Source organism: Sphingomonas sp. H160509 (assembly GCF_024124765.2).
Taxonomy (GTDB): domain Bacteria; phylum Pseudomonadota; class Alphaproteobacteria; order Sphingomonadales; family Sphingomonadaceae; genus Sphingomonas.
Genome location: NZ_JAMXSR020000002.1, coordinates 853,407 through 879,953, shown reverse-complemented (window position 1 = coordinate 879,953; position 26,547 = coordinate 853,407). Strand labels below are relative to the sequence as shown.

The 26,547-nt window shown below is 67.2% G+C and carries 10 protein-coding genes and 9 pseudogenes; 11 read left to right on the top strand and 8 right to left on the bottom strand.

Translation table 11 applies throughout. From position 1 onward, the window contains the following. Positions 1 to 14 precede the first annotated feature (14 nt). The 6 genes and pseudogenes from tsaE to trxA all read left to right on the top strand — a co-directional run bounded on the left by tsaE (position 15) and on the right by trxA (position 8,956). Positions 15 to 465 (top strand): annotated as a pseudogene (gene tsaE / locus NHF48_RS05835) (tRNA (adenosine(37)-N6)-threonylcarbamoyltransferase complex ATPase subunit type 1 TsaE). After that, positions 462 to 1,441, top strand: a pseudogene (locus NHF48_RS05830) (aminoglycoside phosphotransferase family protein). The pseudogenes tsaE and NHF48_RS05830 overlap by 4 nt, the downstream one beginning before the upstream one ends. Continuing rightward, positions 1,438 to 2,193, top strand: a complete 756-nt coding sequence (locus NHF48_RS05825; protein WP_253070553.1) for a nucleotidyltransferase family protein — start codon at positions 1,438 to 1,440, stop codon at positions 2,191 to 2,193. The pseudogene NHF48_RS05830 and the gene NHF48_RS05825 overlap by 4 nt, the downstream one beginning before the upstream one ends. Continuing rightward, positions 2,186 to 5,151 (top strand): annotated as a pseudogene (gene addB, locus NHF48_RS05820) (double-strand break repair protein AddB). The gene NHF48_RS05825 and the pseudogene addB overlap by 8 nt, the downstream one beginning before the upstream one ends. Continuing rightward, positions 5,135 to 8,567 (top strand): annotated as a pseudogene (gene addA / locus NHF48_RS05815) (double-strand break repair helicase AddA). The pseudogenes addB and addA overlap by 17 nt, the downstream one beginning before the upstream one ends. A gap of 64 nt (positions 8,568 to 8,631) precedes the next feature. After that, positions 8,632 to 8,956: pseudogene (gene trxA / locus NHF48_RS05810) on the top strand (thioredoxin TrxA). 477 nt (positions 8,957 to 9,433) lie between these two features. Here the strand turns inward: trxA and argJ are convergent. Further along, positions 9,434 to 10,597: pseudogene (argJ, locus tag NHF48_RS05805) on the bottom strand (bifunctional glutamate N-acetyltransferase/amino-acid acetyltransferase ArgJ). A gap of 207 nt (positions 10,598 to 10,804) precedes the next feature. On the opposite strand from argJ, the gene NHF48_RS05800 reads away from it, so the two are divergent. The 4 genes and pseudogenes from NHF48_RS05800 to NHF48_RS05785 all read left to right on the top strand — a co-directional run bounded on the left by NHF48_RS05800 (position 10,805) and on the right by NHF48_RS05785 (position 15,385). Then, complete coding sequence (locus NHF48_RS05800; RefSeq protein WP_253070552.1) at positions 10,805 to 11,056, top strand: hypothetical protein; 252 nt, start codon at positions 10,805 to 10,807, stop codon at positions 11,054 to 11,056. A gap of 99 nt (positions 11,057 to 11,155) precedes the next feature. Continuing rightward, positions 11,156 to 13,898 (top strand): annotated as a pseudogene (secA, locus tag NHF48_RS05795) (preprotein translocase subunit SecA). 322 nt (positions 13,899 to 14,220) lie between these two features. After that, positions 14,221 to 14,637 carry a secondary thiamine-phosphate synthase enzyme YjbQ gene (locus NHF48_RS05790; RefSeq protein ID WP_253070551.1) on the top strand — a complete coding sequence of 139 codons (417 nt, stop codon included), beginning with the start codon at positions 14,221 to 14,223 and terminating at the stop codon, positions 14,635 to 14,637. A 127-nt stretch (positions 14,638 to 14,764) separates the two neighbouring features. Then, entirely contained in the window at positions 14,765 to 15,385 is a 621-nt protein-coding gene (locus NHF48_RS05785; protein WP_056059563.1) for a CC0125/CC1285 family lipoprotein, read from the top strand. Between the two features lie 178 nt (positions 15,386 to 15,563). Here NHF48_RS05785 and mfd read toward each other — a convergent pair. Then, positions 15,564 to 19,035 (bottom strand): annotated as a pseudogene (mfd, locus tag NHF48_RS05780) (transcription-repair coupling factor). Positions 19,036 to 19,155: 120 nt separating this feature from the next. Next, a complete protein-coding gene (locus NHF48_RS05775) occupies positions 19,156 to 19,422 on the bottom strand; it encodes an FAD assembly factor SdhE (RefSeq protein WP_107955663.1) in 267 nt (88 codons plus the stop codon). Positions 19,423 to 19,495: 73 nt separating this feature from the next. Here NHF48_RS05775 and recG point away from each other — a divergent pair. Continuing rightward, a pseudogene (gene recG, locus NHF48_RS05770) lies at positions 19,496 to 21,553 on the top strand (ATP-dependent DNA helicase RecG). A 4-nt stretch (positions 21,554 to 21,557) separates the two neighbouring features. Here the strand turns inward: recG and NHF48_RS05765 are convergent. From NHF48_RS05765 to serS, 5 genes are all read right to left on the bottom strand, one after another. Then, positions 21,558 to 21,875 carry a PilZ domain-containing protein gene (locus NHF48_RS05765; RefSeq protein WP_253070550.1) on the bottom strand — a complete coding sequence of 106 codons (318 nt, stop codon included), beginning with the start codon at positions 21,873 to 21,875 and terminating at the stop codon, positions 21,558 to 21,560. Between the two features lie 107 nt (positions 21,876 to 21,982). Further along, positions 21,983 to 23,206 (bottom strand): tyrosine--tRNA ligase, encoded by a 1,224-nt coding sequence (tyrS, locus tag NHF48_RS05760; RefSeq protein WP_253070549.1) that lies wholly within the window; start codon positions 23,204 to 23,206, stop codon positions 21,983 to 21,985. A gap of 100 nt (positions 23,207 to 23,306) precedes the next feature. Next, a complete protein-coding gene (locus NHF48_RS05755; protein ID WP_253070548.1) occupies positions 23,307 to 24,440 on the bottom strand; it encodes a M23 family metallopeptidase in 1,134 nt (377 codons plus the stop codon). Continuing rightward, complete coding sequence (surE, locus tag NHF48_RS05750; RefSeq protein WP_253070547.1) at positions 24,440 to 25,204, bottom strand: 5'/3'-nucleotidase SurE; 765 nt, start codon at positions 25,202 to 25,204, stop codon at positions 24,440 to 24,442. Before surE ends, NHF48_RS05755 begins: the two co-directional genes overlap by 1 nt. Continuing rightward, complete coding sequence (serS, locus tag NHF48_RS05745) at positions 25,204 to 26,481, bottom strand: serine--tRNA ligase (RefSeq protein ID WP_253070546.1); 1,278 nt, start codon at positions 26,479 to 26,481, stop codon at positions 25,204 to 25,206. The genes surE and serS overlap by 1 nt, the downstream gene beginning before the upstream one ends. Between the last annotated feature and the right edge of the window lie 66 nt (positions 26,482 to 26,547).

The window sequence follows — 26,547 nt, the reverse complement described above, 5'->3', positions numbered from 1 at the left end:
GGGGGAGAGGGCTAATGGGTGCAATCCTCCTACCCGATCCCCAAGCGACCGAAGCGTTTGGGGCTATGCTTGCCGACTTGGTTCGCCCGGGCGACGTCGTCACCCTCGAAGGCACGCTCGGCGCGGGCAAGACCAGCGTCGCCCGCGGTCTCCTAGCAGCACTCGGCCTCGCCGGCGAAGCGCCATCCCCCCAGCTTCGCCATCGTCCAGCCCTACGAGCCGCCCGAAGTGCGTTTTCCCGTGGTTCACGTCGATCTCTACCGCATCGACGACCCCGCCGAGATCGAGGAACTCGCGCTCGACGACGCGCGCTACGATTCGCTGCTCCTCGTCGAATGGCCGGAGCGCGCAGGCCCGGATTACTGGCCGGATGCGCTTCGGCTCAGCCTGACGATCGAGCCGGACGGCACGCGCGGCTTGACTATCGGCGTGCCGGAAGCTTGGAGGTCGCGATGGCCGACATGACCCCGCCGCCCGGCGCCGCCGCTTTTCTCGACGCCCATGGCTGGGGTGGGGCACAGATCCTCCCGGTCGCCGGCGACGCCTCATTCCGGCGCTATTTCCGCGCGATCGAAGCGGGGCGGCAAGCGATCCTCATGGACGCGCCACCGCCGCACGAGGATCCCCGCCCGTTCATCGCGGTCGCCGAGTGGCTTGTCGAACGTGACTTCGCCGCTCCCGCTATTCTGGCTTGTGACCTCGACCAAGGGCTCGTGCTGATCGAAGATTTCGGCGACGATCGGCTGCGCGAGGCGGTCGATGCTTCACCGGAGGAGGAACTGTCGCTGTATGCGCCCGCGATCGACCTGCTGGTGCGGCTGCGCGCCGAGCCGGCTGGGCCGGTCCCCCCTATGATCGCGCCGTGCTGAAGCGCGAGGCGGGGCTATTCATCGAATGGTACTGCTCGGCGGTCGGGATCGAGCGAGATCTCGCGGGCTGGGACGCGGCTTGGGAGTCGGTGTTCGACCACGCCATCGCCGAGACGCCGGTCACGGTGCTCCGCGATTATCATGCCGAGAACCTGATGCTCGTCGGGCCTGAACGCTCGCTCGGCCTGCTCGATTTCCAGGACGCCCTGGCGGGGCATCCGGCCTATGATCTGGTGTCGCTGTTGCAGGACGCGCGGCGGACGGTCGATCCGGCGGTCGAGGCCGCGATGCTGGCGCGATATCTTGCGGCGGCGGACGCGGGGCCAGAGACTGATGATGCCTTCATGAACGCGTATCACGTGCTCGGCGCGCAGCGGAATGCGAAGATCCTCGGCATCTTCACGCGGCTGTGGAAGCGCGACGGCAAGCCGCATTACGCGACGATGTGTCCTCGCGTCTGGACGTATCTGGAGCGCGATCTTGCGCAGCCGGTGATGGCGCCGGTCGCGGCGTGGTTCGCGGTGAACGTGCCGCCCGCGCTGCGCGGCGATCCGCTGGCACTGGGCGCGTGACCCGCCAGCAGACGATCCGCCCTGTCCCGCGCGGGATCGTGCCCGAGACGGCGATGGTGATGGCGGCGGGACTGGGCAAGCGGATGCGCCCGCTGACGGCGACGCGACCCAAGCCGCTGGTTCAGGTCGCGGGCAAGCCGCTGATCGACCACGTCTTCGAACGCTTGCAGGCGGCAGGGATCAAGCGCGCGGTTGTCAACGTGCATTACCTAGCGGACACGCTGGAGGCTCACGTCACAGACCGGTTCGCGGGGATCGACGTCATAATCTCCGACGAGCGAAAAATGCTGATGGAGACGGGCGGGGGCCTCGTCCAGGCGCGGCATCTGCTCGGCGCCGCGCCGGTGCTGGTGGTCAACAGCGACAATCTCTGGATCGACGGGCCGGTCGACGCGATCAGGCTGCTGGCATCGCGCTGGGACGACGCGAAGATGGATGCGCTGCTGCTGATGGTGCCGCTCGCGCGTGCCAACAATCACGGCGGGATGGGCGATTTTTACCTTGGCAGCGACGGGCGGATCGTCGGCCGCCGCAAGCCCGGCCGGGTCGCGCCGTTCGCCTATACCGGCATCCAGATTCTCCACCCGCGATTGATCGCCGACTGGCCGGAGGGGCCGTTCTCGACCAACATCTTCTGGAACCGCGCGATCGACGCCGGTCGCGCCTACGGCCAGGTCCACCAGGGTCTCTGGTTCGACGTCGGCACGCCCGCCGCGATCCCGAGGACCGAGGCGATCCTCGCGGATGGCTGATCTTGCCACGGCGGATCGCCCGACGCTCTATACGATCCCCGCGCATCGCGCGTTTGCGGACGCGCTGGTCGCCGGGCTGACCCGGCGGGCGGGGCGCGATCCGCTGGCGCTCGCCCGCGCGCTGGTCGTGTTGCCGAACAACCGCGCGGTGAAGGCGGTTACCGAGGCGTTCGTGCGCGCGAGTGGCAGCGGGCTTGTCTTGCCGCGACTGGTGGCGCTGGGCGATCCGGAGATGGGCGAGGCGGTTGGCGCCGCGCTCGATCCGGCGGACGACATCGATCCGCCGCTGCCCGCGGTACCGCCCTATCAGCGGCGCATGATCCTCGCGCGATTGGTGTCCGAAGAGCGCGCGCGCGAAGGCCATCCGGTCGATGCAGCGGAGGCCGTGCGGCTCGCGGGGGGAACTTGCGCGGACGCTTGATCAGTTGCTGGTCGAGGAAGTGCCACCGACAAGGTTGCGCGATATCGAGCTTGGGCCCGAGCTGACCGAACATTGGCGGCGGGCGCTGGCGACGTTCGAGATCGTGCTGCAACGCTGGCCCGGCGAACTCGCGCGGCTTGAGCGGATCGATGCGGCTCCAAGGCGCTCGGCGTTGCTCGACCGGCTCGCCCAGCGTTGGCGGAATGCACCGCCCGCCGGTATCGTCTGCGCGGCGGGCGTAACCGATTCCCGCGCCAGCGGTAGCGCGGCTGCTCCGCTGCATCGCCGACATGCCGCAGGGCATGGTAGTATTCGCCGGCCTCGACCTCGCGCTGCCCGACGAGGAATGGGACGCGCTCGGCCCGCACGATCCGAACCCGGTCACCGGCGTCACGCGTCGCTCGATCGAGACGCATCCGCAGTTCGATGCGAAGCTGATGCTCCTGCGCATGGCCGTCGCCCGCGGCGAAGTGCAGACCTGGCGCGAAGGTGGCGGGCACGACGCCGACCCCGCACGCGGCCGGGCAATCGCCAACGCCCTGGCCCCCGCGGATTTCACCGGCAAATGGACGCAGATCGCGGCGGAGGATCGCCGCCTGAAAGGTGTGACGGCCGCTGAACTCGCGACGCCAGCAGAGGAGGCGCAAGCGATCGCGCTCGTGTTGCGCGAGGCGCTGGAGGTGCCGGAGCGGACCGCCGCGCTCGTCACGCCGGATCGTGCCTTAGCACGGAGGGTGGCGGCGCATCTCGGACGTTGGAATATCGGCATCGACGACAGCGCGGGGCGGCCCTTGTCGATCCTGCCGCCGGGGACGTTGCTGCTCGCGCTGGCCGAAGCGGCGGCGCAGCGCTTCTCGCCGCTCGCGTTGCTGGCATTGCTGAAGCACCCGCTGGTCCGCGCGGGCGAGGATCGCTTGCTATGGCTCGACGGCGCCCGCGCGCTCGACCGGCGGTTGCGCGGGCCAAGGCCGGCGGCGGGGCTCGACGGGATCGCCGGACATCTGGAGGAGCGTAAAGGCACGGCATCGACATGGTGGGCGGACGTTCAGCCGTTGCTGACGCCACTGGCGAACGCGTTCGATCAGGGGCCTCAGCCTCTGGCGTCGGTGCTCGCTTGCCTGCGCGAGACGGCGCAGTCCTTGTGCGGGGACAATCTCTGGTCGGGGCTCGCAGGGCGTGCGGCAGCGGAGTTCCTTGCCGATCTAGAGGCCGAAGCGCCCGCCGGACCGCCGCGGATCGATCCACGCGAATTGCCACAGCTGTTGCGCACGTTGCTCGACGAAGTCGCGGTGCGTCCGGCGCCGGGAGGCCACCCACGGCTCGCGATCTACGGCCTGATCGAAGCGCGATTACAGACCGCCGACGTCATGGTGCTCGGCGGGCTGAACGAAGGCGTGTGGCCGGGTCGTCCTGCGCCCGACCCTTGGCTCGCGCCGCGCATCCGCATGGAGCTTGGCCTACCGGGTCTGGAACGGCGCGTCGGCACGGCGGCGCATGATTTTGCGCAGGCGTTAGGCGCACCTCGCGCGGTCGTCACGCGGGCACGCAGGGATGCGAAGTCGCCGGCTTTGGCGTCGCGTCTCTGGTTGCGATTGCAGGCGCTCGCGGGGGGATCGGTTCGAGCGGGCATCGGCGCTGGAAGGCTGGACGCGCGCGCTCGACGATCCGGGCGAACATCTCCCCGCCGACCGTCCTGCGCCGTCGCCGCCCGCGCTACTGCGTCCGAAGGCGATTTCCGTCACCGAGGTGGATCGCCTCAAGGCCGACCCCTACGCCTTCTACGCACGCCGTGTTCTCGGCCTGATGCCGCTCGATCCGGTCGATGCAGACCCCAGCGCGGCGTGGCGCGGGACGGCAGTCCACGACATCCTCGAGCAATGGTGGAAGCAAGATAACTGCACCGTCGACACGCTTCGGACGCGCGCGAAGGCGATGCTCGACGACGAGCGCACGCATCCGATGATGCGCGCGCTGTGGCAACCGCGGTTGCTCGAAGCGATCGACTGGATCGCGGGCGCTATCGTCGCGCAGGGCGAAGACGGCCGGACGGTCGCCAGTGCCGAGGGCAAGGGCAAGATCGAGATCGCCGGGGTGACGCTATCGGGCCGCTACGACCGGATCGACAAGTTGCCCGACGGGCGCCTCGGGGTGATCGACTACAAGACCGGCAAGCCGCCTTCGCCGACCGCGGTGCGCGCAGGCTACAGCCTCCAGCTCGGGCTGCTCGGCCTGATCGCCGAACGCGGCGGGTTCGAGGACGTGCGCGGCACCGCGGGCGCGTTCGAATATTGGTCGCTAGGCAAGAAACGCGACGCGTTCGGCTATATCGAGAGCCCGGTCGATCCCGAGGGTAAGCGCGACAAGATCCCGACCGCCGAATTCACGTCGATCGCTGCGCACAACTTCACCGAAGTCGTCGGCGAATGGCTCACCGGCAGCGCCGCGTTCACCGCCAAGCTCGTCCCCCGAATACGCCCCCCTATGCCGAGTATGACCAGCTGATGCGACGCGACGAATGGTATGGCCGTGAGCGGTGATACGCTCGCCACGCTGCCCCGGCTGAGAGGCGCGCAGGCCGATGCGAGCAACCCGGCCTCGCACGTCTGGCTGTCCGCGTCGGCGGGCACGGGCAAGACGCAGGTGCTGGCCGCCCGCGTGTTCCGACTGCTGTTGCGCGGCGTAGATCCCGGCGCGATCCTGTGCCTGACCTTCACCAAGGCGGGCGCGGCGGAGATGGCACAGCGCATCAACGGCCGCCTCGCGGCCTGGGTGCGGATGCCCGCGCCGGCGCTCGCGGCGGACCTGATCGCGCTCGGCGAGAGCCCGGTCCAGACGCTGCAGGATCGCGCGCGCACCCTATTCGCCAAGGTGCTAGACGCGCCGGGCGGGGGCTTGCGCATTCAAACGATCCACGGCTTCTGCCAGGGATTGTTGGCCGCGTTCCCGGTCGAGGCCGGGCTGACGCCGGGCTTCCGACCGCTGGAAGCACGCGAAGAGGCGGGGCTCGCGCGCGAGGCTCTGGCGTCGATGCTGTCGGATGCCGAGCGCGAGGGACGCGAACGTCCGGTCGAGATCGTGGGACGCTTGTCGCTGCGAATGGGCGAGGGCGGGGCGGAGGCGTTCCTGCTCGCCTGCGCCCGCGCGCTGCCCGCTCTGGAGGCGCTCCCGGTCGGCATCCAGCCTTGGCTGCGGCGCGAACTCGGATTGCCATCCGGAGATATCGACGAAGCGATCGCGGAATGGTGCGACGCGCTCGACCTGGACGCGATAGCGCGAATTGCCGCGGCCAATCGCGCCTGGGGGACCGCCACCGGGCTGGCCGCAGCGGCCACCGTACAGCGCTGGCTCGACTCGGAGGATCGCGCGGCGACGTTGGACGAACTCGCCAGCGTCGTGCTGACCGGCACGGGCACGCAGCGCAAAGCCTCGAAGAAACTGATCGATGCCGAGCCGGATTACGAAATCCTCGCGCGGGACCTGGGCGAGGCGTGCACCGACGTGCTGTCGATGGTCCAGCGCGCGACCTATTGCGACCTGCTCGCCGACGGGCTTGAGGTCGGGCGCGATTACGCGCGGGGGTACGCGCTGGCCAAGCGGCGCGCGGGGGCGGTCGATTTCGACGACCTGATCGCGACGACGGTGGCGCTGCTCGACCAGCCGGGGATCGGCGAATGGGTGCGCTACAAGCTCGACCAGGCGACCGAACACCTGCTCATCGACGAGGCACAGGACACCAACGGCCATCAATGGCGGATCGTGCGCGCGCTGGCGGACGAGTTCTTCGTCGGCCGCGGTATCTATGCGCCGTCGACGCGGACGCTGTTCACGGTCGGCGATTACAAGCAGGCGATCTTCGGGTTCCAGGGCACCGATCCGCTCAATTTCCAGGCCGCCGAGCAGTATTTCGGCGGCCGTGCGAGCGAGGCCGAGGGCGACGACGACTGGCCCGAGGAGGAGCGAGGGCTTCCGTTGGCGCGGCTGTCGTTGCGGCATTCGTTCCGGTCGACCCGGACCGTGCTGGAGTTCGTCGATGCGGCGATCGACGCGATCGGTGAGCCGGGGCTAGGCATCGCCGGCGAGGTCGAACAGCACGCCAGCGAGGTCGCCGGTCCGGGCACCGTGACCTTGTGGCCGCCGGTGTCCGCGGGCGGCAGCGAGGACGACGAAGAAGGCTGGGTCGACGACGCGGTGCGCAAACTCGCCAGCGATATCGCGCGCGCGGTGAAGGGCTGGCTCGCGCCCGACACGGGGGCTCATGCTGGAGAGCAAGGGGCGGCGGCTGCGGCCCGAGGACGTCATGATCCTCGTCAAGCGACGCGGCGATCTCGCCTCGCTAATCGTCGCGCGGCTCTATGCCGAGGGCGTGCCGGTGGCGGGCGTCGATCGCCTGCGGCTGAACGCGCCGCTGGCGGTGCAGGATCTGCTGGCCACGATCCGCTTCGTGTTGCAGCCGGAGGACGATCTTAGCGTCGCGGCGCTCCTCGTGTCGCCGCTGATCGGCTGGACGCAGGACGAACTGATGGCCGCCGCACCGCGCGAGGCCGGGCCGCTCTGGCGTCACCTGCAACGCACGCAACCCGCGACGCGGCTCGCGCCTCTGCTGGCGATGCTGGCGCGCGCCGATATCGCTACGCCCTACCAGTTCCTGGAGGAACTGCTGTCGGGCCCGCTCGATGGACGCCGGAAACTGATCCGCCGGCTGGGGACCGAGGCGCGCGATCCGATCGAGGAACTGCTCAACGCCGCGCTGACGTTCGAGAGCACGACGACGCCTTCGCTACAGCGCTTCCTCGACTGGTTCGATCGGGGCGATGTCGAGATCGTCCGCGATCCGTCGGCCCCGCTCGACGCGGTCCGGGTGATGACCGCACACGGCGCGAAGGGGTTGCAGGCGCCGCTGGTGATCCTCGCGGACGCGACGGCAGACCCGTCGGCGGCACCGCGCTCGATCCTGAAATGGGCGCCCGAGCCGGGGGCAGCGCCGATCCCGGTATTCCGGCCGCGGTCGAGCGAGCGCGGCGGGCCGCTGGATGCGGTCGTGTCGGCGGCCGAGCAACGCGAACTGGAGGAGCATTGGCGGCTGTTCTACGTCGCCGCCACGCGCGCCGAAGAGCGGCTGGTGATCGCCGGTGCGCTCGGGCCACGCGCGAAGGGCGTGCCGCCGGAGAACAGCTGGTACGCGGCGTCCGATCGCGCACTGACGGCGCTTGAGGTGCCGGTCGGCGAGGGGGCGCGGACGTTCGCCGGGGTCGAGCCTCAGCCTGCGGTGATCGCCAAGGCTTCGGCTTCGGTCGAGATTGCGGCCAATGCACAGCTACCGGCCTGGGCACATCAACCCGCACCGCAAGAAGCGCGTCCGCCTCGTCCGCTGTCACCGTCTGCTCTGGGTGACGACGCGGTGTCCGATCCACCGCCGACGCCCGCGATGCGCGTCGCAGCGGAGCGGGGCCGACTGATCCATGCGCTGTTCGAGCGGCTGCCGGCGGTTGCCGCCCCCGACCGCGCGACGGCAGCCGATCGCTGGCTTGCAAAAGCAGGCGGCGTCGACGATCCCGCAGCACGGTCCGAAATCGTGCAGAGCGTGGTCGCCGTGCTCGACGATCCGCGCTTTGCCGAGCTTTTCAGCGCGGATACGTTGGCCGAAGCGCCGATCGCCGCGACCCTCGCGAACGGCATGGTCGTGTCGGGGACGGTTGATCGCCTGCTGATCGAGCCCGACCGCGTACGGGTCGTCGACTTCAAGACCGGGCGGCGCGCACCGCGCAGCCTCGACGACGTGCCGGACTACCATCTGAAGCAGATGGCAGCCTATGCCGAAGCCTTGAGCGTGATCTTTCCAGGGCGGTCGGTCGAGGCGGCATTGCTGTACACGGCCGGACCGCGGCTGATCGTGCTGAACGACGAGACGCTGGCCGCGAACAAGCCGCACTATCGGCCCACGGAGCAAAGCTAGCGCCCCGGTGGTTGAGCGCACACGCGAGCGACCTTAGATACGACTCAACCAAGGAGAATTCACGATGGCGACCAAGCAGATCACCGATGCCAGCTTCGATGCGGACGTACTGAACGCAGACGGCCCCGTGCTCGTCGATTTCTGGGCGGAATGGTGCGGCCCTTGCAAGATGATCGGGCCGTCGCTCGAGGAGATTTCCGGAAGAACTCGGCGAGAAGGTGACGATCGCCAAGCTCAACATCGACGAAAACCCCGACGCGCCGGGCAAGTACGGCGTCCGCGGTATTCCGACGATGATCCTGTTCAAGGGCGGCGCCCCGGCAGCGACCAAGGTCGGCGCCGAGCCCAAGGGCCGGCTGAAGGCTTGGCTCGAAGGCGAACTGGCCTGATGCTACTGACGGCGCTGTTGCTTCTGGCGGCGGCGCCGTCATCGTCTGATCTATCCACCTCGGCAGCGTGCAAGGCAGCGCATCAACATCAAGACCGCGCTGCGATGATTGGGGCGTGCATCCCGTTGAAGCCGCGTCGGGTGTATGAAGGGGGTTTGGTACGACACGTTCGAAGGGCAGCAGTTTTTGACCGGGCCATGACGGCGGCGGTCGTTTCCGCACCGCATTCGCGTGTCTGGCTGGAGATAGATCGAAGGGACGCCCTTGCCCTAGCCAATTTGCCGGAGCGCATTCTAGAGATCAGGACGCCACGGTCCTACAGGGTGCGCTTCGTTGGAGCCGAGACGCTGGACATGAACTGCCATGAGCGCGACTCTTTCGGATGGCCCTCGTGCTATGGGCACGAGGGCGCCTTTCCGGGCATGGTGGTAGTGGAGCGAACGCTCTCGATCGATGCGCTATAGCGTGCCGGTGTAATTACGACCGATAGTCGGCGTTGATCGAGATATATCCATGCGTGAGGTCGCAGGTCCACACCGTGGCCTTGCCTTCGCCTAGCGCCAGATCGACGCCAATCTCGATCTCGTGGCCCTTGAGGTGCGCAGCGACCGGCGCCTCGTCGTAGCCGCTCAGCGCCAAGCCACCTTCGGCAACCTGCGTATTTCCGAAGCGGATCGACAGCGTGTCGCGATCGGCTGGTTCGCCGGCCTTGCCGACCGCCATGACCACGCGCCCCCCAGTTCGCGTCCTCGCCGGCAATCGCGGTCTTTACCAGCGGCGAGTTGGCAATGCTCATTGCGATGCGGTGCGCGCTGCGATCGCTCTCCGCACCGGTCACCTGAATCTCGATCAGTTTCTGCGCGCCTTCGCCGTCGCGAACCACGAGCATCGCGAGTTGGTGGCACAGGTCTGCCAGCGCTGCGCGGAAGGCGTCCGCCCCCCACGCTGTCATCATCCGATAGCGCGACATTACCTGCCTTGCCCGTCGCGAAGGCAAGTACCGTATCGCTGGTCGAAGTATCGCTATCCACGGTGATGCACGAGAAGCTCGGCGCATTCGCCTTAGATAGCGCGGCTTGCAGGAACTCCGGCTCGACCGCCGCGTCGGTGAAGATGAAGCCAAGCATCGTCGCCATATCCGGCGCGATCATCCCCGAGCCCTTGATGATCCCGACGAGGCTCACGGTGCGATCCCCGATCACAGCGGTCGTCACCGCGCCCTTGGTGAAGGTGTCGGTCGTCATAATCGTCGCGGCGGCATCCTCCCAGCCGCACGGCGCGGCGGCGAACGCGGCGTCCAGCCCGGCCTCCGCCTTGTCGATCGGCAATGGCACGCCGATTACGCCCGTCGAGGACACGAACACGTCCGAAGGCTGACAGCCGAGGTGCGCCGCCGTCCGCGCCGCGATCGCCTTCGACCGCCGCACGTCCCCGCGAGCCGGTGAAGGCGTTCGAATTACCCGCATTTACGACAAGCGCCCGCGCCTGACCAAGCGTCAGCGCCGCGCGGCACCACTCCACCTCGGGCGAGGGGCATTTGCTCGTCGTGAGCACGCCCGCAACCACCGTCCTCGGATCGAGCGTCACGAACGTCAGGTCGCACCGATCCCAAGTCTTGTACTGCGCCCGCGCGATATGCAGCGCGACTCCGTCGATCGAAGGGGGCGGCGGGGGAAGGGCAAGGCGAGGGGCGAGGTCTGCATGACGCCTTCATAGTCTCTGCCGGGCGGGCGGCAAGACGACGCGCGCGGGGATCGCTCGGGCGGACGCTCTCCGCCACGTCCGCCGGGTGCTCTGTTGAGACGAACGGTAGATTTATCGCACGGGCTCGCATACAGCCGGTTCCGCATGAACCTGCTGCTACTCCTCTCCGCACTCTTGTCCGCGCTGACCGGCGCGGTGCCGGGCGGGCGTGGTCAATCAGCACAGGCCGTAGCACAAGGCAGCGTCTGCTCGCAGTCGATAGCGGCAACGCCGGCCAAGGTCTTGATAAGTCCCGTATCTGGCCTTCCCACACTACTTCGGGTTGCGGTCGCAACCACGTTGCGCACCATCGCAATCATCTCGCTACCGCTATGGGCAGAGCGCCGCCGCGAATAGCGTCTTGGTGTGACCTTATCGTAACCTTTGGATCCGAGCGATCCGCTTCCGCGTGCGCCCACCGTGTGCCGCCGCGTCTCAAATTCAGGAAATCAGCCCATGTTCGGTGGCCTCGCCAAATCCTTGTTCGGTTCGTCCAACGACCGCTACGTCAAGTCGCTCAATCCGATCCTCGCCAAGATCGCCTCGTTCGAGCCGTCGCTCCAGGCGATGTCCGACGAGGAACTCTCCGCGCAGACCGTCAAGTTCCGCGCCCGGCTCGCGGAGGGCGAGAAGCTCGACGGCCTGCTCCCCGAGGCGTTCGCGACCGTCCGTGAAGCGGCCAAGCGCGTGCTCGGCCAGCGCCATTACGACGTCCAGATGGTCGGCGGCATCGTCCTCCACCGCGGCGAGATCGCCGAGATGCGCACCGGCGAGGGCAAGACGCTCGTCGCGACGCTCGCAACCTATCTCAACGCGCTCCCTGGTGATGGCGTCCACGTCGTCACCGTCAACGATTACCTCGCGGCGCGCGACGCGGAGTGGATGGGGCAGGTCTACACCTTCCTCGGCATGACGATCGGCGTCATCATCCCGAATCTGTCGGACGAGGAACGCCGCGCCGCGTACGCAGCCGACATCACCTACGGCACCAACAACGAGTTCGGCTTCGACTATCTGCGCGACAACATGAAGTACGAGCGCAGCGCGATGACGCAGCGCGCGTTCAACTTCGCGGTGGTCGACGAGGTCGATTCGGTGCTGATCGACGAAGCGCGCACGCCGCTGATCATCTCAGGCCCGACCGACGACAAGTCCGAGCTGTACATGCAGGTCGACGCGGTCGTGAAGCAGCTCGATCCGATCGATTACGACAAGGACGAGAAGCAGAAGACGATCATCCTCACCGAGGACGGCACCGAGAAGGTTGAGCGGATGCTCGAAGCGGCCGGGCTGCTCGAGGGGGCAGAACCTGTACGACTTCGAGAACACGCAGGTCGTGCATCACCTCAATCAGGCGCTGCGTGCGATCGTGATGTTCAAGTCCGACATCGACTACATCGTCAAGGACGGCAAGGTCATCATCATCGACGAGTTCACCGGTCGCATGATGGACGGCCGGCGCTGGTCGGACGGCCTGCACCAGGCGGTCGAGGCCAAGGAGGGCGTCCAGATCGAGCCCGAGAACCAGACGATGGCCTCGATCACGTTCCAGAACTATTTCCGCATGTACCCCAAGATCGGCGGCATGACCGGCACCGCGGCGACCGAGGCGGCCGAGTTCTACGACATCTACAAGATCAACGTCGTCAGCATCCCGACCAACGTCGAGGTCAAGCGCGTCGACGAGGAAGACGAGTTCTACAAGGACACCAAGGACAAGTTCGCGGCGATCGCCAAGAAGATCAAGCATCACGCGGACCTGGGCCAGCCGGTGCTGGTCGGCACCGTGTCGATCGAGAAGTCCGAGATGCTGAGCGAGTTCCTGGTCGGCGAGAACGTCGACCACAAGGTCCTCAACGCGCGCTTCCACGAGATGGAGGCGCACATCGTCGCGCAGGCCGGGCGCAAGTCCGCGGTGACGATCGCGACCAACATGGCGGGCCGCGGCACCGACATCAAACTCGGCGGCAACCTCGAATTCCGCATGCTCGACGAGCATCCCGGAGCTGGTCGAAGGCACGCCCGAGTACGACGAGGCGGCGGCGCGGATCACGATCGAGATCGAGGCCGAGAAGCAGGCGGTGCTCGCCGCGGGCGGCCTGTTCGTGCTCGGCACCGAGCGGCACGAGAGCCGGCGCATCGACAACCAGCTGCGCGGGCGTTCGGGTCGCCAGGGCGATCCGGGGCTGTCGCGCTTCTATCTCAGCCTCGACGACGATCTGCTGCGAATCTTCGGGCCGGACACGCTGTTCGCCAAGATGATGCGCAACAACATCGAGGACGGCGAGGCGATCGGCAGCAAGTGGCTGTCGAAGGCGATCGAGACCGCGCAGAAGAAGGTCGAGGCGCGCAACTACGACATCCGCAAGCAGGTCGTCGAGTACGATGACGTGATGAACGAGCAGCGGAAAGTGATCTACGAGCAGCGCGCGGACATCATGGACGCGGACACCGTCGGCGACGTGGTGACCGACATGCGTGCGGAGACGGTCAACGTGATCGTCGGCGATGCGTGCCCGCCCAACTCGTATCCCGAGCAGTGGGACGTCGCGGGGATGAAGACGCGGCTCGCCGAGGTGATGAACCTCGAGCCGCAGATCGACGCTTGGCTGCTGGAGGAGTCGGTCGACCCCGAGGTGATCGAGGAGCGCGTCCGCGCGATGGCGGACGAGGCGATCGCGCAGAAGTCGGCGGATCTCGATGCGGAGACGTGGACGTCGGTCGAGAAGTCGATCCTGTTGCAGAATCTCGACCATCACTGGAAGGGAGCATCTCGCGACGCTCGACGCGTTGCGCCAGGTCGTCCATCTGCGCGCGTATGCGCAGAAGACGCCGATCAACGAATACAAGCAGGAGGCGTTCTCGCTGTTCCAGCGGATGCTCGAAACGATCCGCGAGGACGTGACCAAGACGATCGCGCACGCGCAGTTCCAGATGCAGGCGCCGGTCGGGCTGCCTGAACTGCCAGACTTCATCACGACGCATTTCGACCCGTTCACGGGGGAGGGATGACTCGAACGATTTCGATGCGGGGACGCGTGGCCACATCACGTCGACGATGCCGCCGTTGCAGATCCCTCAGCCGCAGGAGGCCGATATCGGCGAGGATCCTGCGAACTGGGAGGGTGTGGTTAGCCGTAATGCGCCTTGCCCTTGCGGGTCGGGGCGCAAGTATAAGCAGTGCCACGGGGCTGTTTGATATTTGCATGAACTAACGAGACTCTCTCGATCTACTACCACCCCGGCGAAGGCCGGGGCCCAGTTGGAAAGGTCGAGGTAAACGAAGCGCACCGGCAGTTAGCAACGTCCCCCAACTGGGCCCCGGCCTCCGCCGGGGTGGGGCAATACTCGGTCGGCATGCATATACTATATGACGCACCCTCCGGTTCTCCTGCGAAGGCGGGAGCCCAGGCGATCCGCGACGGCCTATGGGACTCCTGGACCCCCCGCCTTCGCGGGGGAACGGTTACTCTCGGGGAACGGGACACGGAGCAAGCCCCGCGACCGATCGTTAGGACCCCATGCGCCAAGCCACCACGATCCTAACCATCGACACCACCCGCCAAGGCCTCGTCGACGTCAGCGACCAGATTACCCGCTGGACCCGCGACCAACGCATGTCGGAGGGCCTGCTGACGGTCTTCTGCCGCCACACCTCAGCGTCCCTCCTGATCCAGGAGAACGCGGCGCCCGAAGTCCGCACCGACCTCGAAGCCTATTTCGCCCGCATCGCTCCGGAGTCGCGCGAGTATCTCCACGACGACGAAGGCCCGGACGACATGCCCGCGCATCTCCGCACTGCGCTCACGCAGGTCCAGCTCTCGATCCCCCTGATCGACGGCCGACTCGCCCTCGGTACATGGCAAGGCATCTACCTGTTCGAGCATCGCCGCCGCCCGCATCGCCGCACATTGGCGCTGCACTTGATCGGCGTTTAGACGAAACGTGAAAAATGAGTCAGTAAGGTGGCGCATTGGAGCGAACCCGTTCATCAACCGTTCCACCACTGACGGCTAATAAGAGGCGTTTCGCCGCACTCGCCGCGAACGGAGACATACCATGTTCATGAAACCTGGTCGCAAGGTCGCATTGGCAGCGCTCGCAACGGGCGCTCTATTGCTGGCCGGTTGCGCGACCGAGACCACCTATCGGCCGGCGACGGGCCAGGGGTTCAGCCGCACCGGCTATAGCGACCGGCAGGTAGAGCCGGGCCGCTTCCTCGTCAGCTTCGCCGGTAACAGCGTTACGTCGCGTGATACGGTCGAGCGTTACCTGTTCTTCCGCGCCGCCGAACTGACGTTGCAGAACGGCTATGACTATTACCTGATGGCCGACCGCGACACCAACCTTCAGTCGCGTACCTACTCGACGCCGGGTATCGGTGGCGGGTTCGGCTATGGCGGCTTCGGCGGCTATTGGGGTCCGTCTTGGCGCTATTACGGTCGCGGTTTCGGCTGGCGCAACTGGAGCCCGTATGGCGGCTTCGGTGGTGGTTTCGGCGGCGGCTATGGCGGTTTCGGTGGTGGCCCATGGGGCAACGACTTCGATATCCGCACGATCGATCGCTATGAGGCGACCGCGGAGATCGTGATGCGCAAGGGCCCGATCCCGCGCGACAATATCCGCGCGTTCGATGCGCGCAAGGTTGTGGACAGCATCGGACCGAGTGTCGTGTTGCCGAAGTAAGCGCTTCTTTGCGAACGAAAAAAGGCCGAGCTACCTTCACAGGTAGTCCGGCCTTTTTGTTACGCTGCTCCCTCTCCCCTTCGGGGAGAGGGGCCCGGGGAGAGGGGCAGTTGGGAAGCGCAGCGCTCGCGGCGCCCCTCACCCAACCCTCTCCCCCGAAGGGGAGAGGGCTAAGACATTACCCCGCCGCCTTCGCCAGCCCCTTCGACAGCTGCAGCGCGCCATGCAGCCGAGCCTTCGGGTCGCCCCAGGCCCGTTGCAGCACCAGCTTGCTGTCCGGCCGCAACCGCGCGACGCCGTTCAGCCGCTCGACATACGCCAGCAGCTTGTCGATGTTCGGCGGCTTGTCGTCGTGGAACGACACCAGCACGCCCTTCGGCCCGACGTCGATCTTCGATACGCACGCACGCTTGGCGTTCAGCTTGATCTCGATGACTTTGATCAGATTCTCGGTCGCATCCGGCAGCGGGCCGAAGCGATCGATCATCTCGGCCGCGAACGCCTCGATCTCCTGGCCCTCGTCGAGATCGTTGAGGCGACGATACAGCCCCATCCGCAGGTCGAGATCGGGCACGTAATCCTCGGGGATGAGGATCGGCGCATCGACCGTGATCTGCGGCGAGAAATCGCGCGGCCGCGACGAGGTCATGCCGCCGGCCTTGGCGTCCATGATCGCCTCTTCGAGCATCGCCTGGTAGAGTTCGAAGCCGACCTCCTTGATGTGCCCGGTCTGCTCGTCGCCGAGCATGTTGCCAGCACCACGGATATCGAGATCGTGGCTCGCCAGCTGGAAGCCGGCCCCCAGCGAATCGAGATCCGACAGTACCTTCAGGCGCTTCTCCGCGGTCACGGTCATCTGCCGCTCGGGTGGCGTCACCAGATACGCGTACGCGCGCGTCTTCGACCGGCCGACGCGCCCACGCAGCTGGTACAGCTGGGCGAGGCCGAAGCGGTCAGCACGGTGGACGATCATCGTGTTGGCGGACGCGATGTCGATCCCGCTCTCGATGATCGTGGTCGAGACGAGCACCTCGAACTTCTTGTCGTAGAACGCCGACATCCGCTCCTCGACCTCGGTCGGCGACATCTGGCCATGCGCGACGACGAAACGGATCTCGGGCACCTGTTCGCGCAGGAAATCCTCGATCTCGGGCAGGTCCGCAACGCGCGGTGTAACGACGAAGCTCTGCCCGCCGCGGTAATGCTCGCGGAGCAACGCCTCGCGTAGCACGACCGGGTCGAACGGCATGATGTACGTCCGCACCGCCAAGCGATCGACCGGCGGGGTCTGGATCACCGACAGCTCGCGGATGCCCGACATCGCCATCTGCAGCGTGCGCGGGATCGGCGTCGCCGTGAGCGTCAGCATGTGGACGTCGGCCCGCAGCGCCTTCAGCCGCTCCTTGTGCGTCACGCCGAAGCGCTGTTCCTCGTCGACCACCACCAGCCCGAGTCGCTTGAAGTCGATGTTCTTCGCCAGCAGCGCATGCGTGCCGATGACGACGTCGATCGTGCCGTTCGCGAGCCCCTCTTTGGTCGCCTTCGCCTCGCTCGCAGTGACGAGCCGCGACAGGCGTCCCATGTTCATCGGAAAGCCTTCGAAGCGGGCCACGAAGTTGTTGTAGTGCTGGCGCGCGAGCAGCGTCGTCGGACATACGATCGCGACCTGCTTGCCACCCATCGCCGCGACGAATGCCGCGCGCAACGCGACCTCGGTCTTGCCGAAGCCGACGTCGCCGACCACCAGCCGGTCCATCGGTTTGCCCGCGGCGAGATCGCCGAGCACGTCCTCGATCGCGCGATCCTGGTCCTCGGTCTCCTCGTACGGGAAGCGATCGACGAAGCTCGGATAGCCGCTCGCATCGGGTTCGAGCACGTCGCCCGGATGCAGCGCGCGTTCGGCGGCGGTCGCGATGAGTTCGCCGGCAATCTCGCGGATCCGCTCCTTCATCTTCGATTTGCGGCGTTGCCAGCCTTCACCGCCGAGCCGGTCGAGCGTCGCGCCTTCCTCGGACGAGCCGTAGCGCGAGAGGACGTCGATATTCTCGACCGGCACGTACAGCTTGTCGCCGCCGGCATAGCTCAGCGCGACGCAATCGTGTGGGCTCTGGCCAACCGGAATCGAGGTAAGGCCCTCGTAGCGGCCGATGCCGTGCTCGGTGTGGACGACCAGATCACCCGGCGTCAGCGTGGCCAGTTCGGCGAGGAATGCGTCGGCGGATTTCTTGCGCTTCTTGCGATGGACGAGGCGGTCACCGAGCATGTCCTGCTCGGTGAGCACCGCGATCCCCGGTGCGGTGAAGCCGTGGTCGAGCGGCAGGACGATCAGCGCGACGCCGAAGCTGCGCGCAGTATCGGCGATGCCGAGCGCGTCCTGCCACGTCTCGGCGTGCTTGCCCCCCTTCATGCCGTGGTCGGCGAGCAGGCTCCCCAGGCGTTCACGCGCGCCGATCGAGTAGCTGGCGAGGATCGGTTTCCGACCCTGCTTCCGCAGTTTCTCGACGTGGTCGGCGACGGCTTCGTAGATATTCGCCTGCGCCGCGCGCTCGGGTCCGAAATCGCGCGGGCCGTCGACGTCGAAGTCGAGCACGGTGTCGCTCGGCGGTTCGTGGAAGGGCGACGTGATATGCGCGGCGAACGCCCTCGACGCCGCCCGACCATTCCTGCGCGTCGAGATACAGTGCCTTGGCGGGCATCGGCCGATAGCTGCCGGGCTGGGCCGCCTCGGCGCGCTTGCGGTTCTCGTAATAGTCGGCGATCGATTCGAGCCGGCTTTCGACCGCCGCCGCGACGCCGTTGTCGCGCACCACCACGTCGTCGGCGCCGAGATGGTCGAACAGCGTCGCCATCTTCTCCTCGAACAGCGGCAGCCAATGCTCCATGCCTGCGATGCGGCGGCCTTCGGAGATCGCCTGGTACATCGGATCGCCGGTCGCGGTCGCGCCGAACGCGTCGCGGTAGCGGGTGCGGAAGCGCTTGATCGAGTCTTCGTCGAGCAGGGCTTCGGAGGCGGGCAGCAGGACGAAGCCGTCGATCCGGCCGGTGGTGCGCTGATCCGCCGCGTCGAAGGTGCGGACGCTCTCGATCTCGTCGCCGAAGAAATCGAGGCGGAGCGCGTGGTCTTCGCCCGACGGATAGAGATCGACGATCCCGCCGCGCACCGCATACTCGCCCTGGTCGTGGACGGTATCGGTGCGGACATAGCCGTTCGCCTGGAGCAGCATGGCGAGCTTGTCGCGGCCGATCCGTTCGCCGGGCGCAAGCCGCGCGACGAGTTGGCGGATGCGGAACGGGGTGAGGACGCGCTGGGTCGCGGCGTTGGCGGTGGTGAGGAGGAGCTGCGGGCCCTTGGGCTTGCCTTGCAGGCGTTGCAGCGCCGCGACACGCTCGGCCATGATGCGGAGCGTCGGCGAGGCGCGGTCGTAGGGGAGGCAGTCCCAGGCGGGGAAGCTCAGCACTTCGAGATCGGGCGCGAAATACGCCGCGGTTGAGGCGACTGCGCGCATCGCCGCATCGTCCGGCGCGATGAACACTGCACGCGTCTTCGCGGCGCGTGCGAGGTCGGCGAGCAGCGACGGCTGGAAGCCGGACGGCACGCCCGAGAGGATCAGCGGGGTTTTCGCGGAAAGGATCGTCTTGAGGTCTGGCATTGTTTTCCTAAAGCCCTCTCCCTGTCGGGGAGAGGGGTTGGGTGAGGGGCTGTTCTAGGGCGCTGCGCTGCTTGGCTGCCCCTCACCCCGACCCTCTCCCCGGAGGGGAGGGGGAGTGCGTTACTTCACGACCGTCACGTAATTAATGTCGCGCATCGCCTGCATCATCGGGCCGTCCCATTCGGGCGGGCACACGATCGAGCCGATCGCCCAGCCCATGATGTCGACGTCCTGTTCCTCGAGCAGCGCCTCGAACCAGTCGAGCTGCTCGGGCGTCCAGGTGCGGCCATAGGTCGCGAAGAAGCCGCCGATCATCATGTCGGCTTCGCGCGTGCCGCGGTGCGAGCTGCGGAAGCCCAGGCGCTTGAGGCGGGTCTCGTGGTCCATCGTATCTCCAAACACGAAGAGCCGGCGACCCGCTGGTAGCGAGCGTCGGCTAGGCTATAGAGGCCAGATAGTCATGCGACCCGAAATCCTCAATCCGCTGTTCGCCGAAACCCTCGTCCTGAAGGGGGTGGGGCCCGCGCTCGCCAAGCCGCTCGACCGGCTCGGGCTCGCGCGCGTCGTCGACGTCGCCTTCCATCTGCCGACCGGTTACGTCGATCGCCTGCCACGCACCGAGCTGATGTCGAGCGATGCCGGGCGGATCATCACGATCACGCTGACCCCGCGCGACTACAAGATCAGCGCGGGCCGGGGGCCGACGCGGGTGCAGGCAACCGACGAGCTGGGCAATTACGTCAGTCTCGTCTTCTTCGGCGGGAGTTCCGGTTGGGCGAAGAAGCTGCTGCCGATCGGTGAGGCCAAGCGCGTCTCGGGCCGGCTCGACGAATACGGCCAGGAATTGCAGATCGTGCATCCCGACATCGTCGAGCCCGACGAGGAGCTGCGCGAGCGCGAGCCGATCTATCCGCTGTCGGAAGGCCTCACCTCGCGGCGGCTGGCGGCGCTGACCACGCAGGCGGTCGCGCGCGCGCCGGACCTGCCCGAGTGGATCGAGCCAGGGCTGAAGGCGAAACGAGAATGGCCCGGCTGGCACGAATCGCTGGAGCGCATCCACGCCGACCCGTCTGATGCGAAGGCACGCGAACGGCTGGCGTATGACGAGGTGTTCGCGAACCAATTGGCGATGACGATCGTCCGCGCGGATACCCGCAAGCGGCGGGGGCGGGCGCTGCAGGGCGACGGACGGCTGCGCGACCTGCTGAAGCTGCCCTACACGCTGACCGGCGCGCAATCGCGGACCGTCGGCGAGATCGAGGGCGACCTCGCGCAGACCGCGCCGATGCTGAGGCTGCTGCAAGGCGATGTTGGCTCGGGCAAGACGCTGGTCGCGGCTATGGCGATGCTGATCGCGGTTGAGGCCGGTGCGCAGGCGGCGATGCTCGCTCCCACCGAGATCCTCGCGCGTCAGCATTACGAGACGCTCCGGAAAACGCTCGCCGGGCTACCGATCGAGATCGGTGTGCTCACCGGTCGCGACAAGGGCCGCGTGCGCGAGGCAACGCTGATGGCGCTGGCGGGCGGCGAGATCGACATTCTCGTCGGCACGCATGCGATCTTCCAGGACGCGGTAGGCTACAAGGACCTGGGACTCGTCGTGGTGGACGAGCAGCACCGTTTCGGCGTCGCGCAACGCATGACGTTGCAGGCCAAAGGGTGTCACGCCGCCGCATTTGCTGGCGATGACCGCGACGCCGATCCCGCGCACGCTGACGCTCGCGCAATACGGCGAGATGGACGTCAGCCGCCTCGACGAGATGCCGCCGGGCCGCCAGCCGATCGAGACGCGCGTTATTTCCGAGGACCGCCTAGGCGACGTGGTCAACGCGCTCGGCCGGCATCTGGCGGATGGTGGGCAGGCATACTGCCGGGTGTGCCCGCTGGTCGAGGAAAGCGAGAAGAGCGACCTCGCCGCCGCCGAAATGCGTGCGGAAACGCTCCGCGCCCGCTTCGGCGACAAGGTTGCGCTCGTCCACGGCCGGATGAAACCCGCGGAGAAGGACGCGGTGATGGCCGAGTTCTCCGCCGCCCGCACGGCCGTCCTCGTCGCCACCACCGTGATCGAGGTCGGTGTCGACGTCCCCAACGCGACGCTAATCGTAATCGAGCACGCCGATCGTTTCGGCCTCGCTCAGCTCCATCAGCTCCGCGGGCGAGTAGGGGCGCGGTACCGGGCGGTCGATCTGCCTGCTGATGCGCGGCTCCTCGCTCAGTGAAACATCGCGCGCGCGCCTCGCCCTGATGCGCGAGACCAACGACGGTTTCCGCATCGCTGAGGAGGATCTGCGCCTCCGCGGTGCGGGCGAACTGCTCGGTACCAAGCAGTCGGGTGAGATGGCGTTCCGGCTCGCGACGCCCGACATGATGGCCGACCTGCTGCAATGCGCGCACGACGACGCGCGCCTGCTGATCGATCGTGATGGCGGACTGGAGGGGCCGCGAGGGCAGGCGGCGAGGACGGCCCCTCTACCTGTTCGATCGCGACGCCGGCGTGGCGCTGCTCCGCTCAGGCTGAGCCGTCAGCTGTTGCGGATCATCACCGTCAGCATCGTGTAATATTCGGCGAGCGGGATCGTCCGTTCGAGCTCGCAGCCGACCCGCCCGCCAAGCGACCAGCGTACGACCGCGTCGACATAGCCGAAGATCGGCAGGCGAATCCGCAATCGCTCACCCGCGGCGGGATCGCCGTCACACCGTGCCATCAGGCCATTGGCGGACATGTTGACCAGCACCAGCTTGACCATGCGGTCGTCGCCGTCGAGCGCATGCGTGCGGTGCATCACTTCGTCGCGGGGCTCGCCGCGCGCATCGCGAACGGCCATTGCGTAGCGTGGCATCGATCGCTCCCCTGGAATAACCATCCCGCCTGTGTACGGCGCACGGCATGAACCCGATACGAACGGTGATACTTAACGCGACGTTCTTCGAAACGAGAATGCCTCTATTACGAGGGGGTTAGCATCCCATGTCGTTTCTTGCCAAGGCTGAGCCGGACAGGCGATGCGACGTCGATGCTCGTGGTCGGCTCGCGGACGGCCTCGCCATCGACACGCACCGCGCCCTCGGCGATCTTCCGGCGGGCCTCGCCGTTGGAGGCGACGAAGCCTAGTCCCACCAGCGCCTCGACGACACCGATCGAGCCACCGGAAACGGCGTAGCTCGGCAGCGAGTCGCCCGACGCGCCTTCCTCGAACGTCTTCCGCGCAGTCTCGGCGGCCTGTTCGGCGGCATCGCGTCCGCGGCACATCGCGGTCGCTTCGTTCGCGAGGACGATCTTGGCGGCGTTGATCTCCGCGCCTTCGAGCGCCTCGAGACGTGCGATCTCGTCGAGTGGGAGGTCGGTGAACAGCTTCAGGAAGCGGCCGACGTCGCGGTCGTCGGTGTTCCGCCAGAACTGCCAGTAGTCGAAGTGCGGCAACTGGTCCTCGTGCAGCCAGACCGCGCCCGACATCGTCTTGCCCATCTTGCCGCCGTCCGCGGTCGTGATCAGCGGCGTGGTGACGCCGTAGACCTCGGTCGAGTCCATCCGGCGCGCGAGTTCGATGCCGTTGACGATGTTGCCCCATTGATCCGAGCCGCCCATCTGCAGGCGGCAGCCAGCGCGACGCGACAGTTCGAGAAAGTCGTACGCCTGGAGGATCATGTAGTTGAATTCGAGGAAGCTCAGCGACTGTTCGCGGTCGAGGCGGAGCTTGACCGAATCGAACGCGAGCATCCGGTTGACCGAGAAATGCTGGCCGACGTCGCGCAGGAACGGGATGTATTCGAGAGCGTCTAGCCACTCGGCATTGTCGAGCATGACTGCGTCGGTCGGGCCGTCACCGAAGGTCAGGAAGCGTTCGAAGATGCGCCGGATCGACGCGACGTTGGCCTTGATCCCGTCTTCGCCAAGCAGCTTTCGCGCTTCGTCCTTGAAGCTCGGGTCGCCGATCTTGCCGGTGCCGCCGCCCATCAGGACGATCGGCTTGTGCCCGGTCTGCTGGAGCCGGCGGAGCAGCATGATCTGCACCAGGCTGCCGACGTGGAGCGACGGCGCGGTCGGATCGAAGCCGATATAGCCGGGCACCACCTGCTTGCCCGCAAGCGCGTCTAGCGCGGCGGCATCGGTCATTTGGTGGACATAGCCGCGCGAGGTCAGCGTGGTGAGCAGGTCGGACTGGTAGGTCATGGTGCGTCTCGTTCCCCTTCCGCTTGCGGGAGGGGGTTAGGGAGGGGCTTCCTCGCCCCCATGCCCTCCCCCGACCCCTCCCGCAAGCGGGAGGGGAGAATCACGTTCGTGGCAGTTGCGACGTGGGATCGACGGGCGTCCGCCCCTTGCGCAGTTCGAAGTGCAGTTCGGGGCGATCCGCGAACCCGGTATCCCCCGACAGCGCGATCGTCTGGCCGCGCTTCACGCTCTGGCCGCGTTGCACGAGCAGCTTGGACGCGTGGCCATAGACGCTCGTCCAGCCGCCGCCATGCTTGATGATCACCAGCCCGCCGAGCGCGGCGATACCGTCGCCGACATACGCGACGACGCCGTCCGCGGCCGCGTGGATCGGCGTCGAGACCGGTACGGCGATCTTGATGCCGTCGTTGCGTTCGCCGCTCGCACCGTGGCCGAAGCGTTTCACGACCTTGCCGTCGACCGGCCAGAGGAACCCGCCGCTCGCGAGACGCGCCGGCGCGGTGACGACCGCGTTCGAGGGCAGCACGCGGCGCGGTGTCGCGATCGGTCGTGCAGGCGCTTGATTGCTGGCGAGCGCGGGTTCGCCGCCAGTCAGGATGTCGTCGATGTCGAGTGAGAAGGCGCGCGCGCGTTCCGATGCGCTTGCAGTGCCGCCGCTCGACTCGCCAGGGATCTGGATCCGCTGGTCGGCACGCAGCACGTAGGGTTCGACGAGCGCGTTGGCAGCGACGATCCGCGACCATTCGACCCCATACGCGCGGGCGATCGCGATGCCCGTCTCGCCGCGTCGTACTTGGTGATAGCGGCCGCCGGGGATCTGCAACCGTTGACCGGCTTGGATCGAATAGGGCGATGCGAGATCGTTCGCGCGCGCGATCGCTTCGAGGCTCGCACCGCTGCGATCGACCACGCGGCTTAGCGTATCGCCGGGGCGGACCACATAGGTCGTGTCGGGGATCGTCTTCGCATCCGCGCTGACCGGCCGCGCCTCCCAGGCGGGGCGCGGGGCGGGCAGGGTGGTGACCTCGCCAGTGTCGCGTCCGGGAATGTCCTGCGGTGGCCGGTCGTCGCGCGGCGAATCGTTACGGGGACGCGGCGGATCGTCGCGGTGGGGCGGCGGATCGCGGTACGGACGCTGTGGCGGGTTACCGTAGCCGGCGGGGCGATCGACATGCGGAATGCACGCGGTCAGCGCAAGCGTCGCCAGCGAAACCAGGACGCCCGCACGCCGCATCAACGATAGGCCTGCGTCAGCATGTCCATCGATTCGAAATGCGTGAGGTCGAGGTGCAGCGGCGTGACCGAAACGTATCCTGCCGCGGTCGCTTCGAGATCGGTCGCGGGCGCGGGCGTCTCGACGGTCCGGCCAAGCGCGAACCAGTGATACTCGTAGCCGCGCGGATCGGTGTTGCTGACGATCTGCAACCGGCCATAATCGCGGAAACCCTGGCCGACGACCCGCACGCCCTTCACCGCTTCGGCCGGGCCGGCGGGAAAGTTGATGTTGACCAGCGTCCGCGGGGCCAAGGGTGCGTCGACCAGTGGTCGCAACACGCGTTCGCCCCAAGCCGCGGCGGCCTCGAACGGCATGCTGTCGCCCATGCCCTCGCGGCTGTAGATCTGGCTGAGCGCGATCGACCGGATGCCGCCCAATGCGCCCTCCATCGCCGCCGAGACGGTGCCCGAATAGGTCACGTCCTCGGCCAAGTTCGCGCCCCGGTTGACGCCCGACAGGATCAGGTCGGGCGGGCAATCCTTCATGATCTTGGCGAGCGCCATCATCACGGCATCGGTCGGCGTGCCCGCGACGGCGTACCGCTTCTCACCGTGCTTACGCACGCGGATCGGCCGCGAAAGCGTGAGCGAATGCCCAGCGCCCGACTGTTCCTCGGCCGGCGCAACGATCCAGACGTCGTCGGACAGCGTCCGTGCGATCGTCTCGAGCACCTTCAGACCGGGCGCATGATAACCGTCGTCATTGGTGAGCAGGATCCGCATCAGCGCTTGGGCTCCAGAACCGTCAGCCCGCCAAGATACGGCTGGAGCACCGCCGGCACGGCCACCGAGCCGTCCTCCTGCTGGTAGTTTTCCAGCACCGCGACCAGCGTCCGACCGACCGCGAGCGCGGAGCCGTTGAGCGTGTGAACGAACCGCGTGCCCTTCTCGCCCTCTGGTCGATAGCGCGCGTTCATGCGGCGCGCCTGGAAATCGGTGCAGGTCGAGACGCTGCTGATCTCGCGATAGCGCGCCTGGCCCGGCAACCAGACTTCGAGATCGTAGGTGCGTGCCGCGGTGAAACCCATATCGCCGGTGCATAGGAGCATCCTCCTGAACGGTAGCTGCAACGCATCGAGCACGCCTTCCGCGCATGCCGTCATGCGCTCATGCTCGGCCTCGGACATGTCGGGGGTGACGATCGAAACCATCTCGACCTTGTCGAACTGATGCTGGCGGATGTAGCCGCGCGTATCGCGCCCCGCAGCGCCCGCCTCGGAGCGGAAGCACGGCGTCAGCGCGGTAAAGCGCAGCGGCAGTTCGGTTTCGCTCAGGATCTGTTCGCGGACGATGTTGGTGAGGCTCACCTCCGCGGTCGGGATCAGCCAGCGGCCGTCAGTCGTCCGGAAAAGATCTTCCGAGAACTTGGGCAACTGGCCGGTGCCGAACACCGCCTCGTCGCGGACCAGCAACGGCGGCGAGACCTGCTCGAAGCCTGCCTCGGCGACATGATCGAGCATGAATTGCCCGAGCGCGCGTTGCAGCTTGGCGGCCGGCCCACGGACCAGCGTGAAGCGCGCGCCCGACATCGCCGCACCAGTCTCGAAGTCGAGGCCAAGAGCAGGGCCGATCGCGTCGTGCTCGCGCGCCGTGAAGGCGAAGGTGGTCGGCGTGCCGCGCGTGTGGACGAGCGCATTGTCGTCCTCGCCGCCACCTTCCGGTACGTCCGCCGCTGGCAGGTTGGGGATCGCGGCCAGCATGTCGCCGAGTTCGGCGTTCAGCCGGGCCTCGTCGGTCTCCAGCGCCGGTAGTGCTTCCTTCAGGCTCGCGACCTCGGCCATCAGCGCCTGCGCCTTGGCCTCGTCCTTCTGCGCCTTGGCCTGGCCGATCGCCTTCGACAGTTCGTTGCGGCGGGTCTGCGCGGTCTGCGAGTCCGCGATCGTCGCGCGGCGCTGCTCGTCGAGCGTCACCAGCGAGGCGGACTGCGGTGCGACACCCCGCTTGGCGAGGGCGGCGTCGAAGGCGGCGGGATCGTCGCGGATCAGGCGTATGTCGTGCATGACTGGGCTATGCCGACCGGCGGGGGGCGTACGCAAGGCGGCGCAACCTCCCCGGTAGGCGGCGCG

Coding starts and splice junctions, on each gene's coding strand:
- NHF48_RS05800 (WP_253070552.1), top strand. CDS start 10,805: ATGAACCTGCTGCTACTCCTCTCCGCACTCTTGTCCGCGCTGACCGGC.
- NHF48_RS05790 (WP_253070551.1), top strand. CDS start 14,221: ATGCGCCAAGCCACCACGATCCTAACCATCGACACCACCCGCCAAGGC.
- NHF48_RS05785 (WP_056059563.1), top strand. CDS start 14,765: ATGAAACCTGGTCGCAAGGTCGCATTGGCAGCGCTCGCAACGGGCGCT.
- NHF48_RS05775 (WP_107955663.1), bottom strand. CDS start 19,422: ATGGACCACGAGACCCGCCTCAAGCGCCTGGGCTTCCGCAGCTCGCAC.
- NHF48_RS05765 (WP_253070550.1), bottom strand. CDS start 21,875: ATGCCACGCTACGCAATGGCCGTTCGCGATGCGCGCGGCGAGCCCCGC.
- tyrS (WP_253070549.1), bottom strand. CDS start 23,206: ATGACCTACCAGTCCGACCTGCTCACCACGCTGACCTCGCGCGGCTAT.
- NHF48_RS05755 (WP_253070548.1), bottom strand. CDS start 24,440: ATGCGGCGTGCGGGCGTCCTGGTTTCGCTGGCGACGCTTGCGCTGACC.
- surE (WP_253070547.1), bottom strand. CDS start 25,204: ATGCGGATCCTGCTCACCAATGACGACGGTTATCATGCGCCCGGTCTG.
- serS (WP_253070546.1), bottom strand. CDS start 26,481: ATGCACGACATACGCCTGATCCGCGACGATCCCGCCGCCTTCGACGCC.